The sequence below is a fragment of the Phenylobacterium sp. genome (assembly GCF_044236515.1).
In the GTDB taxonomy this organism is placed as follows: Bacteria; Pseudomonadota; Alphaproteobacteria; order Caulobacterales; family Caulobacteraceae; genus Phenylobacterium.
In genome coordinates this window covers 24,807-37,548 of the sequence record NZ_JBIIGK010000007.1, presented here as the reverse complement: position 1 = coordinate 37,548, position 12,742 = coordinate 24,807, and the positions used below count along the sequence as shown (strand labels likewise).

Below are 12,742 nucleotides of genomic sequence, written 5' to 3'. Positions count from 1 at the left end.
ATCTGGCTATCAAGTCCGCCAGCACTGGATAGGGGTGATCGGGGCTTTGAGCGAGTCGGGAACGAACCAGCGGACGCAGGGCGTCGTCGTGAGCGGCGGCGCGGCCCGGATCTGGGGCATGACCGGGGCCGAACGGCTGCGCCGGACCTTCGTGCGCGCCGGGGTCGAACCGACGGAGGCCCCGGCCCCGGACCGCCCGGCGCTGATCGCGCGCGGCGACTGGGTGCTGGACGAGCCGCTGGTGAAGGCGCTGGTCGGCCGGCCGGGGGCGGTGCTGGTGGCGCCCGGCAACGTGCCGGTCGCCGCGCACGTGCCGGCCAACCGGGCGGCCGAGACGTCGTCGGCGCTCGAGGCCGGCCGCATGCCGGCCGGGCTGGAGCGGCTGGATCCCGAAGCCATCGCCTACAACAGCGCCCTGCGCAAACGCGAACCGCCGGTGCTGGAGCCGCTAAGCGAGGCGACGGTGCGTGCGGTCGAGCGGCGCACGTTCAAAGGCTCCTACAAGGGCGTCACCGACCTCGTCACCAAATACGCCTGGCCGGTTCCGGCGCGGATCGTCACCCGCTGGTGCGCGCAGGCCGGGTTCACGCCGAACCAGGTCACCTTCGCGGGCTTCCTGCTGGTGCTGGCCGCCTTCTGGCTGTTCTGGATCGGCCAGTTCGGCCTCGGCCTCGTCTGCGCCTGGGTGATGACTTTCCTGGACACCGTCGACGGCAAGCTGGCGCGCGTCACCCTGACGTCGTCGAAGTTCGGCAACATCTTCGACCACGGCATCGACCTGATCCATCCGCCGTTCTGGTGGTGGGCCTGGTGGGTGGGCCTGGAGCGGACCGGCCAGCCGGCGCCGCAGGCCGCGGCGACCCTGGGCGTCATCCTGATCGGCTATTGGGTGCAGCGCGGCCTCGAAGGGGTGTTCATGCACCGCTACGGCTTCCATGTGCATTCGTGGCGGCCGTTCGACAGCTTCTTCCGGCTGATCACCGCGCGGCGGAACCCGAACCTGATCATCCTGACGCTCAGCGTCCTGGCCATGCGGCCGGACATCGGGCTGTGGCTGGTGGCGGTGTGGACCGGCATTTCCCTGCTGGTCCACGCGGCGCAACTCGTGCAGGCGTTCGCGACGCCGCGCGAGCGCGTGGTCTCCTGGCTCTCGCGCTGATGCGCGTCGGGGTCGTCCGCAACCCGAAGAGCTATCGCAACCGGCGCGACATGCCGTGGGTGACGGCGCCAGACAACGTGCTGTTCGCCAAGCCGAAGACCAAGGCGGCGCTGACCGAGGCGCTGACCAGCTTCGCCGAGGCCGGCGTCGACCGGCTGGTGCTGGACGGCGGCGACGGAACGGTGCGGGACGTGCTGACCCGGCTGCCGGCGACGTTCGGCGCGCGCATCCCGCTGCTGGCGGTGACGCCCTCGGGCAAGACCAATGTGCTGGCCGAGGACCTGGGCGTCGCTCCGGACTGGTCCGTCGAGGCGGCGGTCGGACGGATCCTCGATCCCGCGGCCCCGCGCCAGGTCCGGCCCTGCATCGACGTGGTCCGCGAAGACGGCAGTCTGCGGCGTGGCTTTGTGTTCGGAACCGGGGCCTATGTCCGCGCGACGCGGCTGGCGCAGTCGGCGCACCGGATGGGGGCGTTCGGGACCGCGTCGGTGGCCCTGACCCTGGCCATGTCGGTGGTGCAGAGCATCGCCGGGCGGGACGACCGCGGCTGGCGGGCCGGAGAGGTCATGCAACTGGCGCGCGGCGGAAAGGCCGAGGCTCGGGCCCGCTTCCTGGTCATCGCCAGCACCCTGGAGCGCCTGCCGCTGGGCCTGAAGCCGTTCGGCGCCGAGCGGCCGGGCCTGAAGTCGCTGACGATCGATGCGCCGCCCCGGCTGCTGCTGGCCGCCCTGGGTCCGCTGTGGCGGGGGACCGAGCCGGCCTGGCTGGCGCGCGCCGGCTATGTGCGGGGCGAAGGCGACTTCAAGATCGCGCTGGACGGCGAGTTCGTGCTCGACGGGGAAGCCTACCCCGGCGGCGAGCTCACGGTGTCCGCCGGACCGGCGCTGGAATTCGTCACGTGAGCCGAGGCGCGCTCCTCGCCTTCGCGACGCGGGAACTGGCGACGAGGGCGACGCCTGAGGCGGTGGCGTTCGCGGGCCGCCTGGCGGCCGAGCGCCGGACCGCCGCCGTGCTCTACTACGGCTCGACCCTGCGGACCGGCGACCTCGGGGGACTGCTGGACTACTATGTGCTGACCGACGGGCCGCACCGCCGCGGCCTGCGCGGCCTGGTCGAGCGCAAGCTCTGGCCCGAGGTCAGCTACCGCGAGTTCGACACCGCCGCGGGGACGCTGCGGGCCAAGGTGGCGACCATGCCGCTCGACACCTTCCGCCGGGCGGCCTCGGGCCGGACGCTCGACACCACCATCTGGGCCCGGTTCGTGCAGCCGGTCGCCCTGGTCTGGCGCCGCGATGAGACCGCGGCCGGCGAGGTCGCCGAGGCCGTCGCCGCGGCGGCGCGGACCGCGGCGCGGTTCGCTGCCGCCGTCGGCCCGGAGGAAGGCAGCGCGCTCGACTACTGGCGGGCCCTGTTCCGCCAGACCTATCGCGCCGAGCTGCGCGTAGAGACTGCGGGGCGGGCCGATGAGATCCTGCGCGTCGCGCCGGAGCGCTGGACGGCTCTGATGCCGCTCGCCTGGGCGGCCGGCGGGATCGAGGCCGAGCAGGTCGGCGAGGCGTTCCGGCCTCAGCCAGGCGCGCGCCGCAGGCGGCGCCTGCTGGCCCGCTGGCGCCTGCGCCGGACGATGGGCAAGCCGCTGAACGTCGCGCGGCTGATCAAGGCGGCCTTCACCTTCGACGGCGCGTCCCGCTATGCGGTGTGGAAGATCGAGCGGCACACCGGACTGAAGGTCCCGCTGACGCCGTTCCGCGAGCGCCACCCGATCCTGTCGGCGCCCGGCGTGCTCTGGCTGCTCTGGAGGGCCAGGAAACGGGGTCCGGCGGCCTGAAGTCTCAAGCCAGGGCGCGCTGGTCCGACGGCAGCAGGCCGAACTGGCGGCCGACGCTTTCGAACACCGCCAGCACCTCGTCGATCTGCTCGAAGGTGTGCGCCGCGCTGACGCTGGAGCGCAGCAGGGGGCGGTTGTCCGGGGTCGCCGGCGGCATGGCGAGGTTCAGATAAACCCCGTTGGCGAGCAGGGCGTTCCAGGCGGTCAGAGCGGCCGGCAGGTCCGGCATCACCACGGCGACGATGGGGCTCGCCGTCTCGCCGGTGGTGAAGCCCATGGCGCGCAGGCCGTTGAACAGCCGCTCGGAATTGGCGGCCAGCTTGTGGCGCAGGCCGGGCTCCTGCTCGACGCGCTCGAGCGCCGCCAGGGTCGAGGCGACGACCGCCGGGGGCAAGGAGGCGGTGAACATGTAAGGCCGGCTGACAACGCGCAGGATGTCGAAGGCCGGATCGTCGCCGAGGAAGAAGCCGCCGATGGCGCCCAGGCTCTTGGAGAAGGTGCCGACGATGTAGTCGACATCCGCCTCGACGCCGGCCGCTTCGGCCAGGCCGCGGCCGCGCTCGCCGAGCACGCCCATCGAGTGGGCCTCGTCGACAAGCAGATAGGCGCCCATCTCGCGCTTGACCGCGACGATCTCCTTGAGCGGGGCGACGTCGCCCATCATCGAGTAGATGCCCTCGACGACGATCAGCCGATCGCCGGGCTGGCCCTTGAGGCGGCGCAGGCGCTTGTAGAGGTCTTCCGGGTCGTTGTGGCGGAAGCGGATCACTTCGGAATGGCCGAGGCGCGCGCCGTCGTAGATCGAGGCGTGGCTGTCGGCGTCGAGGATCAGGTGGTCGCCGCGACCGACCAGCGAGGACAGCACGCCGAGGTTGGCCTGGTAGCCGGTCGTGAAGACCATGGCGTGCTTGCGGCCGTAAAACTTGGCCAGGCTGGTCTCCATCGCCAGGTGGCCGCCGAAGCTGCCGTTGGCGATGCGCGAGCCGGTGGTGCCGGTGCCCCAGGCGCGGACCGCCTCCGCCGACGCGTCGATGCAGTCGGGGTCGAAGGTCAGGCCGAGATAGTTGTTGGTGCCGAGCAGGATGACACGGCGGCCTTCCAGCTCGGCCTCGGTCGGCGAGCGGACGGCGTCGAACCGGACGTTGAACGGATCCGCGCCCATGCTGCGGATACCGTCATAGGCTTGGCTATAGCCGAGGTGTTTATCGAGCAGTCCCATTCGCGCCGCCTTAAGCCCGCAACTCGGTGATCAGAGCGCTCAGGTCGCCGATCGTCTGAATATCCGCAAGTCGATCGAGCGGGATCGAAATATCGAATCGATCCTCCAGCTCCATGACGATGTTCATCAGGGCCAGCGAATCCACCGCAAGATCACGCGCGATGTCGGTTTCATCCTGCAGGCGCACCGCGCGACCAAGCACAGTCGCCACAGCGCGCTCGATTTCACGCACCGTGAGGTCAGTCACGACTTCAGCCATGCTTGACGCCTTACCCCCTCAGGGCCTTGTCCCCAACCGCCTACCTAATGCCGGATGTTGATTTTTGCCACCGGTTGTAACGCCGCGGTCATAAAAACCCGCGGAATTCGTCGTTTGGGCTACAGCCAGTTCCTGGCCCGATACCAGCGGACCGCGTCGGCCAGCCCCGCGGAGAGACCGAACTGCGGAGGCGGCAGGCCCTGGGCCTGTTCCTCCGGGCGCAGGCTCCAGTCGTCGTGCAGCAGCTCCCGCGCCTTGCCGGCGGTCAGCATTGGGACGCCGCCGAAACCGCCGAGGAAGCCGGCCAGGCGTGCCACGCCATGCACCACCGGGGCCGGGGTCGGGACCAGGCGTGGGCGACGGCCGACGGCGGCGGCGGCCTCGCGCATGATCTCGCGCCAGCCGTAGCCCTCGGGGCGGTGGTCGCTAAGGGCGAAGGTCCCGCCGCCGGAGCGGCGGGCGAGGGCGGCGATCTGGCGGGCTGCGTCGTCGATGTGGATAACGGCGGTGCGGGCCTGGTCTGAGAACACCGGCAGGACCGGGCTGCGGGCGGCGGTCTGGAAGAGCGGCAAGAGCTCGCGGTCGCCGGGGCCGTAGATGGCCGGCGGCCGCACGATGGTCAGGCGCTCGCCGAGCACCGCGCGGGCGGCGTCCTCGCCGGCGCGCTTGCTGGCGGCGTAGGCTGAGAGCTGGGGCTCGCGGGCGGCGAGGCTGGAGACCAGGAGCATCCGGCCGCTGGTCGCTGCGGCGACGCGCCGCGCCCCGTCGGCGTTGGCGACGGTGAACTCGGCGGCGGTGCGGGCCTTCACCAGGCCGGCGGCATGGATGACGACGTCGACGCTGTTCGTCAAAGCGCGCAAGGCCCCCTCGTCGCCGAGGCTGCCGACCACGACCTCGGGCGCGAGGCCCCGCCATTCGGCGCAGATCGGGTCACGGCGGGCGAGGATGCGGACGGCCAAGCCCTGGGCGGCCAGTTCGCGGACCAGGGGACGGCCGAGAAAGCCGGTGGCCCCGGTGACCGCGACGAGCACCGTCAGGCCGGCTCGACGGCGCGGAAGGCGCCCGAGAGGTAGAGGGCGCGGGCCTTGGAGCGGCTGAGCTTGCCGGAGGACGTCTGCGGCAGCGCGTGGGCGCCGACCAGCTCGACCTGCACGTCGAGGGCGTGGCGGGCGCGGAGCACGGCGGTGACTTCGGTCAGGAGGCCGGCGCGGACGTCTGGGTCGCTAGAGCGGGTCTGGACGAGGACGACGACCTTGTCTTCGTCGCCTTCGACGGCGAAGGCGGCGACGTCGCCGCTGCGCAGGCGGTCGACCTCGGCCTCGGCGGTCCATTCAAGGTCCTGCGGCCAGATGTTGCGGCCGTTGAGCAGGATCAGGTCCTTCGACCGCCCGGTCGGGGTGAAGGCGCCGCCGTCGAGGAAGCCAAGGTCGCCGGTGTCGAGCCAGCCGTCGGCGTCGAGCACCGCAGCGGTGGCTTCGGGCTGGCCAAGGTAGCCTTGCATGATGCTGGGACCGCGGACGAAGACGCGGCCGACCTGGCCCTCCGGGAGGGGCGCCCCGTTGGGGCCGCGGACCTCGAGCTGGTGGCCGGGCAGGACCGGGCCGCAGCTGACGAACTCGCGGAGCTGGCGGCCGGCGGCGGCGGGACGGACGAGGCCGTCCTGCTCCATGCGCTGGATATCGACCGCAAGCGCGCCGATGCCGGTATCGAGCGGCGCCATGGTCAGGGCGAGCGTCGCCTCGGCCATGCCGTAGCTGGCGACGAAGGCGCTTTCGCGGAACCCGACTTCGGCGAAGCGGGCGGCGAAGGCGCGCAAGGGGCCCGGGCGGACCATGTCGCCGCCGCTGCCGGCGATCCGCCAGCCTGAGAGGTCGTAAGCGCTGATGTCGGCGGTGTCGGCGCGGCGGGCGCAGAGCTCGTAGCCGAAGGTCGGGCTGTAGGAGACCGTGCCGCCATTGCGGGTGATAAGGTCGAGCCAAATCAGAGGCCGGCGCACGAAGGCCGCGGTCGGCAGCAGGTCGACGGTCATCTGGCTGGCCAGCGGGCTCAGCAGGAAGCCGATCAGGCCCATGTCGTGGTACAGCGGCAGCCAGGACACCGCCCGGTCGCTCGGCTTCACCTTCAGGCCGTCGCGGGTGATCGCCAGGGCGTTGGCCATCAGCGCCTGGTGTGTGACGAGGACGCCGGTGGGCGTGCGCGTGCTGCCCGACGAGAACTGCACGTAGCAGGGGGCGGCCGGGGCGATCTCGGGAAGGGCCGCGGCGGCGTCGGCCGGCAGGTCCTCGGGCGCAATCGGGGGGCGGGCGCCGGACGCCTCGGCCGCTTCCGTAAGCCAAGGCATGAGGCCGGCGGGGCCGAAGACCGCCGCGGCGCCGGCCGAGGAGAGCAGGCGGCCGATCTGCTCGATCCAGGCCTGGCGGCCGGCGAGCGGCGCAGGCAGGGGCAGCGGGGCCGGGATCAGGGCGGCATACTGGCAGGCGAAGAACAGCCGCACGAAGTCCGCCTCGGTGTCGGCCACCAGACCGACCCGGTCGCCGGGCGCCAGGCCCCAGGCAAGCAGGCGGCGGGCAAGGACCTCGGCCTCGTCGCGCAAGGTCGCGTAGGGCAGGGCGAGGGCGAGCTGGCCCCGCTGGTCGTAGAGGTTGACGCCGGTCGGGCGGGTGGCGGCGAACTCCAGGGCCTCGATCAGGGTGGCGAAGCCGAGGCGCAGGTCGCGGTCGGGAGCTGTGGGAGTCGGTGTCACGGTCTGTCTTTCACGCCTGCGTGTGAGTCCCCGCAAGCGGCTTGTTGGGCTGGGCGCATGTGGCGCCGACGCAGCAACATGCCAAGGTTACCCAGCGCCATTGCGACGGCGGCGGCTATTAGGCCGATGGCCGCACCCCGCGCGCCGTAGATGTCGACGACGGCGGGCAGGGTCGCGAGAAAGGCAAGCGAGACCACCAACCGCACTCTGAACGCCGCCTCGGGGCGGCCTTGTGAGACCAGCATCGGCTCGAGCGGCAAAGCAAAGATGCCAATGGCGGCGGCGGCGACCTGCCAGGTCATCAGTTCGGCGGCGGGGGCGAATTCCCGGCCCATGATCAGCCCCAGCAGCGGCGCGCCGGCGAAAGCGGCGGTGGCGACGATCACCATACAGAAGGCGCCGGTCGTGGCGCCGATCTGCAGGGCCAGGCGGGCCATCTGGGCCTCGCCCTCGGCGACGCGGAGGCGGGCTAGTTCGGGATAGAGGGCGGGGGTTAGCAGCTTGGCCGGCTTGGCGATGGCGTCGGCGACCTGGCGGCCGAGCCGCCAGAAGCCGGCCTGGGCCGGGCCGACCCACGCCCCGACCGCGAGGGTGACGACGTGGGTGAAGGCGACGTCCAGGGTGGCGCTGAGATTCGTCGACCAGGCGAAGCGCCAGACGCCGGGCAGGCCCTCGGCGAGCGGCCCGCGCCAGGTGAAGCCGTCCAGCAGGTTGCGCGCCCGCAGCTCGCGCCAGGCCCCGTGGGCGAGATAGGTGAACCCGACCGCCGTGCCCGCGCCCCACGCGAGGAGGTAGGCTTCCAGCGGCCCGTCGAGCGCGGCGACAAGGCCGCAGCCGGCGACGCGGACCACCGAGATTGCCGCCGCCTGCCAGGCCATGACGTCGAAGCGGTCGAATAGGCGCAGCAAGCCGAGGGGCGTCGCCGAAACCATGAAGGCGATCGAGACGACGTAGGCGGCGGCGGGCGCCTCCTCGCCCTTCCAGCCCAACGGGCCGGCGAACAAGAAGGCCCCGGCGACGCCGATGACCAGCCCGACGACGAGACTTGCGGCGTCGAGGAAGAGGCTGAAGCGCAGGACCTGCTGGAAGGCCGGCAGCCGGCGCTCCGCCAGCGGGCCGGCCCCATAGTGGATCAGGGTCTGCCAGGACTGGAACTTGACCACTTCGCCGAGGAACTGGACGAAGGCGTGGATCAGGGCCAGGACGCCGAACGCCGCGACGCCGAGGCCGCGGGCGGTGATCGCCAGATAGGCCAGGCTGATCACGGCGCTGACGGATTTGCCGCCCAGTAGCAGCCCGGCGTTGGAAACCACCCGGCGGAACGGGGTCGACCGGCGCGGACTGGGGGCGGCGGGAGAACTCATCGCTCCCCTCATGGCGGGAATTCGCCGACCGCGCCACTGGTGAGGCGCCGCCCCCCTCGCCAAGACATCTGTGATCACCTAAGCAGGGGCAGCGCCGGGCGGAGACTCGGCTCCAGGGGGAAACCAGTTGAGACGGATCGCGCCCGCGGCCGCATTGGCCTGCGTCCTAGGTCTGCCGTCGGCCGTTCACGCACAGCGGGTCAATGACAACGCCGTCGCGAGCGCCGAGGACGCGTTCGGCGGCGGGGTCGGCCAGGAGCGCATCGGCCTCTATAGCCAGAGCGAGGTTCGCGGCTTCTCTCCGATCACCGCCGGCAACATCCGGCTGGAAGGCCTCTACATCGACCGGCCGGCGAACTTCACCGACCGGATGACCGAAAGCCATGCCGTCCGGGTGGGACTGGCGGCGCAGAACTATTTGTTCCCGGCCCCAACCGGCGTCGTGGACTACCGCCTGCGGACCTCAGGGTCGGAGCGCGTGGTCAGCGTCATGACCAGCTATGCCGACACCGGGCATTCGCGGCTGGAGATCGACGGACAGTTTCCGATCTCGCCGACCCTGAGCCTGGCGGCGGGCGTCGGGGCCTTCTACGACGAGTTCGCCAGCGGGGCGGACGGTCCGGCCATCTCGCACGGCTTCGTCCTGCGATGGACGCCCAACCCACAGACCCTGGTCGCCCCGTTCCTGGGCCAGGTCCATAACTGGGATCGGGAAACGGCGCCGCTCTACGTCGGAGCGCCAGGGATCGTGCCGCCGGCCGTCAAGCGCCTGCGCCTCGTCACGCCGCGGTGGGCGGACAACAGCAACACCAACACCAACTACGGCGTCCTCGGGCGAACGGCCCTGGGCAGCGGGTTCGAGCTGGCGGCGGGCCTGTTCCGGTCGACCACCGACACCCATGCGAACTACGTCCACCTGCTGACCAACGTCCAGGCGGACGGCTCGGCGCGGCGGCGGATCGGCCGGGACCCGGGGCCGATGCAGGCCTCCACGAGCGGCGAGTTCCGGGTCAGCCGGCCCTTCGTCCATGGCGACCTGGCGCAGGCGGTGCACCTTTCGTTGCGCGCCCGTCAGCGGGACAGCCGCTATGGCGGCGGCGTCAACCTCGACTACGGGCCGGTCCACATCAGCGACATCGTGACGACGCCAGAGCCGGAGTTCGCGCTGGGCCCGCGCACCCGCGACGAGGTGCGGCAATGGACGGCGGGGCTGGCGTACGACCTGCGCTGGCGCGGGCGCGGCTCGCTGATGCTCGGGCTGCAGCGCACCGACTATCGACGGACGGTCCTGCGTCCGGGGACACCGGAAACGGTGAGCGAGGATCCGGCCTGGCTCTACAACGCCGCCGCCAGCTGGACGATGACCCAGCGCCTGGCGCTCTACGGCAGCGTCACGCGGGGCCTGGAGGAGAGCGGCGTCGCCCCCGACAGCGCGGCCAACCGGGCCCAGGCCCTGCCGGCGATCATCACCGACCAGTGGGACGCCGGCGTTCGCGTCGTGCTGACGCCGAACTTGCGGCTGGTGGCCGGGGGGTTCGAGGTCAAGAAGCCTTACTTCGCGCCCGACGCGGCCAACGTCTTCCGCGAGCTGGGGGCGGTGCGTCATCGCGGCGTCGAGGTCAGCCTGACCGGCGCGCCGATCGAGGGCCTGACCCTGGTGGCCGGGGCGGTGCTGATGCAGCCAAGGGTCACCGGCGATCCGGTGCGGGAAGGGCGGATCGGTCCGCGACCCGTCGGCCAGGCCGCTCGCACCCTGACGCTGAGCGGCGCCTGGCAGACGCCGATGCCTGGGCTGCAACTGACCTTCGGGGCCAACCACCACGGGGCGCGCATCGCCGACCAGCTGAACCGCAGCCGGGTCCCGGCCGCGACGATCACCGACCTCGGCATCCGCTACCGGTTCGACATCGGCGAGACGCCGGCGCTGCTGCGCGTGACGATGACCAACGTGACGAACGAATTCGACTGGCGGGTGGTGAGCAGCGGGACCTTCGACGTCAACGCGCCCCGGACGACCACCGCGGCCCTGACGGTGGATTTCTAAACGCGGGTTGGCGGCCGGAAACTTCCCCGCCGCTCAGGCCTTACCTTCACCATGGATGGTTCGGCCGCACCGCAGGATCTCGACGCCGGATTGCTCGCCTTGCTCGGCGAGCTCGACGCCCGGGGCTATGATTTCGTCACGCCGACGCCGGCGACCCATCGCCGCGTCCTGAAGCGCCGGGGCGAGGCCCGTCCGGGCGACCTGCGCGACATCCTCGGCTGGGGTCGCCTGTTCGATCCGAGCGACGCGCCGGCTTTCCTGGTCGAAGCGCTGGCGGCCGCCGACCTACTGGAGCGGCGTGACGGGCCTGCAAAGAGCCGGGTGCGGGTCTCGCGCGTGAACGGTCGTCTCTATCTTCACTCGGCGTTCCCCACCGAGGCCCAGGACGCGGTGTTCCTCGGGCCGGACAGCTATCGGTTCGCCGACTTCATACTGCGCCATATACCGCCGGCCGTATCGCAGGCCCTGGACGTCGGCGGCGGCGCGGGGGTGGGTGCGCTGACCGTGGCCGGCGCGGCCCCGGCCGCGAAAGTGGCGCTTTCCGACGTCAATCCATCGGCGCTGCGCTTGGCCCGGGTCAACGCCGCGCACGCCGGCCTGACGATCACCCTGCAGCAGGCCTCGGGCGTCATGGCGGCGCATGCCGGGCTCGACCTGATCGTCGCCAATCCGCCCTACATGGCCGACGCCGACCAGACATACCGCGACGGCGGCGACATGCACGGCGCGGCGCTGTCGGTGGAGTGGGCGGCGGCGGGCCTGGCCAAGCTTAGGCCGGGCGGACGGATGCTGCTTTATTCGGGGAGCGCCATCTGCGAGGGCGGCCGCGACGAACTGCGGGACGCCTTGGCCGAAGTGGCCGAGCAGGGCGGCGGGCGGCTGACCTACGCCGAGCTCGATCCGGACGTCTTCGGCGAGGAACTGGAGACGCCGGCCTACGGCGACGTCGAGCGTATCGCCGTCGTCGGCGCGGTGATCATCCGGGAGCGCTGAGCCGCGGCCGAGGTGTCGGCCAGGCCACATAGGAACGGCCCCCGCTTCAGGGCCGTTCACGGCGAAGGCGGCAGGACGTGGCCAGGCAAGGCCCCTTTCCGCGCTGTCTGAGATCTGACCAAGGGAGATTTCCAACATGGCCACCGCCAAAGCCTCCACCTCCAAGTCCAGCAGCAGCAGTAAATCCAGCAGCAGCAGCAGCAGCAAGACGACCAAGACCCGCCGGACCCGTCGCACCGGTCGTCGCGACCCGCTGGCGATCAGCCTGCTCAAGAAGGATCACCGCGAGGTGGAGGGCTGGTTCGACGAGTACGAACAGCTGGAAGCGGATTCCGAGAAACTCGAACTCTTCAACCGCATCGCCACGGCCCTGAAGGTCCACACCCAGATCGAGGAAGAGATCTTCTATCCGGAGGAGCGGGCGGACGTCGAAGAGGACATGCTCGACGAGGCCTATGTCGAACACGACGGCGCCAAGAAGCTGATCGCCGAGATCGAGGCGATGAAGCCGAGCGACGATCTCTATGACGCCAAGGTCAAGGTGCTGGGCGAGTACATCAAGCACCATGTGAAGGAAGAGGAGCAGCCGGGCGGCATCTTCGCCCAGGCCAAGAAGGGCGACGAGGATCTCGACGCCATGGGCGAGCGCCTGAAGGCCCGTAAGGAAGAGCTGATGGCCGAGTACGGCGCGAAGCTGAACTGAGGCGCGGCCGTCGCGCCCCGCGGCCTACTTCTCGTGGCCGTGGGGCGTGGCGTGGCCGTGGTGGCGCAGGAACTTGTCGTCGATCTCGGCGATCCGGCGCTTGCCTTCTTCCTTGCCGACCATTTCGAGCAGGGCGTCGAGCTTGGCCTCGGTCCGATCGTCGTTCTCCTTGGAAGACGGCGAGCCGACGTAAAGGAAGTAGGCGAGGCCGACGACCTGCCACAAGAGCTGCAGGAACTCGGACTGCCAGTTCTCGAAGGTGTCCCGGCCGGCCTCAACGAGATATTCGGCGAGCTGCGGGACCTGATGGTGCGCCTGTTGCTCGGCCACGAAAGCCGCCCAGCCAAAGCCCCAGTGCAGTACGAACGAGACCAGGAAGAACCCAAGGGTTATCCAGGCATAGGCGTAGGATCTCAGCATTCCGTCTCCT

12 protein-coding genes are annotated in these 12,742 nt (G+C 71.0%); 6 read left to right on the top strand and 6 right to left on the bottom strand.

All coding sequences use genetic code 11. The features are described 5' to 3' along the window. Positions 1-34 precede the first annotated feature (34 nt). The 3 genes from ACILRF_RS01740 to ACILRF_RS01730 are packed head-to-tail and all read left to right on the top strand — an operon-like array spanning position 35 to position 2,987. Positions 35-1,159, top strand: coding sequence for a CDP-alcohol phosphatidyltransferase family protein (locus ACILRF_RS01740; protein ID WP_395670541.1), 1,125 nt, complete (start codon positions 35-37; stop codon positions 1,157-1,159). Further along, positions 1,159-2,061 (top strand): diacylglycerol/lipid kinase family protein, encoded by a 903-nt coding sequence (locus ACILRF_RS01735; protein WP_395670540.1) that lies wholly within the window; start codon positions 1,159-1,161, stop codon positions 2,059-2,061. Before ACILRF_RS01740 ends, ACILRF_RS01735 begins: the two co-directional genes overlap by 1 nt. Then, the gene (locus tag ACILRF_RS01730; RefSeq protein WP_395670539.1) at positions 2,058-2,987 is read left to right on the top strand and encodes a hypothetical protein; all 930 of its coding nucleotides are present in this window, start codon (positions 2,058-2,060) and stop codon (positions 2,985-2,987) included. The genes ACILRF_RS01735 and ACILRF_RS01730 overlap by 4 nt, the downstream gene beginning before the upstream one ends. Positions 2,988-2,991: 4 nt before the next feature. Here the strand turns inward: ACILRF_RS01730 and spt are convergent, their stop codons facing one another. The 5 genes from spt to ACILRF_RS01705 form a co-directional block, all read right to left on the bottom strand. Next, complete coding sequence (gene spt, locus ACILRF_RS01725; RefSeq protein WP_395670538.1) at positions 2,992-4,206, bottom strand: serine palmitoyltransferase; 1,215 nt, start codon at positions 4,204-4,206, stop codon at positions 2,992-2,994. A gap of 10 nt (positions 4,207-4,216) precedes the next feature. Next, positions 4,217-4,465: an acyl carrier protein gene (locus ACILRF_RS01720; RefSeq protein WP_395670537.1), complete on the bottom strand. Its 249-nt coding sequence runs from the start codon at positions 4,463-4,465 to the stop codon at positions 4,217-4,219. A gap of 119 nt (positions 4,466-4,584) precedes the next feature. After that, on the bottom strand, positions 4,585-5,496 hold the full coding sequence (locus tag ACILRF_RS01715; RefSeq protein WP_395670536.1) for an NAD-dependent epimerase/dehydratase family protein: 912 nt from the start codon (positions 5,494-5,496) through the stop codon (positions 4,585-4,587). A 2-nt stretch (positions 5,497-5,498) separates the two neighbouring features. Continuing rightward, positions 5,499-7,208 carry a fatty acyl-AMP ligase gene (locus ACILRF_RS01710; RefSeq protein ID WP_395670535.1) on the bottom strand — a complete coding sequence of 570 codons (1,710 nt, stop codon included), beginning with the start codon at positions 7,206-7,208 and terminating at the stop codon, positions 5,499-5,501. Further along, entirely contained in the window at positions 7,205-8,572 is a 1,368-nt protein-coding gene (locus ACILRF_RS01705) for a lipopolysaccharide biosynthesis protein (RefSeq protein ID WP_395670534.1), read from the bottom strand. Before ACILRF_RS01705 ends, ACILRF_RS01710 begins: the two co-directional genes overlap by 4 nt. A 127-nt stretch (positions 8,573-8,699) precedes the next feature. On the opposite strand from ACILRF_RS01705, the gene ACILRF_RS01700 reads away from it, so the two are divergent. The 3 genes from ACILRF_RS01700 (at position 8,700) to ACILRF_RS01690 (ending at position 12,312) form a co-directional block, all read left to right on the top strand. Further along, positions 8,700-10,616 carry a TonB-dependent receptor domain-containing protein gene (locus tag ACILRF_RS01700; RefSeq protein ID WP_395670533.1) on the top strand — a complete coding sequence of 639 codons (1,917 nt, stop codon included), beginning with the start codon at positions 8,700-8,702 and terminating at the stop codon, positions 10,614-10,616. A gap of 51 nt (positions 10,617-10,667) precedes the next feature. After that, complete coding sequence (locus tag ACILRF_RS01695) at positions 10,668-11,609, top strand: methyltransferase (RefSeq protein WP_395670532.1); 942 nt, start codon at positions 10,668-10,670, stop codon at positions 11,607-11,609. A 136-nt stretch (positions 11,610-11,745) separates the two neighbouring features. Continuing rightward, positions 11,746-12,312, top strand: coding sequence for a hemerythrin domain-containing protein (locus tag ACILRF_RS01690; protein ID WP_395670531.1), 567 nt, complete (start codon positions 11,746-11,748; stop codon positions 12,310-12,312). Between the two features lie 24 nt (positions 12,313-12,336). Here ACILRF_RS01690 and ACILRF_RS01685 read toward each other — a convergent pair whose 3' ends face one another. Further along, a complete protein-coding gene (locus ACILRF_RS01685) occupies positions 12,337-12,732 on the bottom strand; it encodes a DUF6766 family protein (RefSeq protein WP_395670530.1) in 396 nt (131 codons plus the stop codon). Positions 12,733-12,742 lie beyond the last annotated feature (10 nt).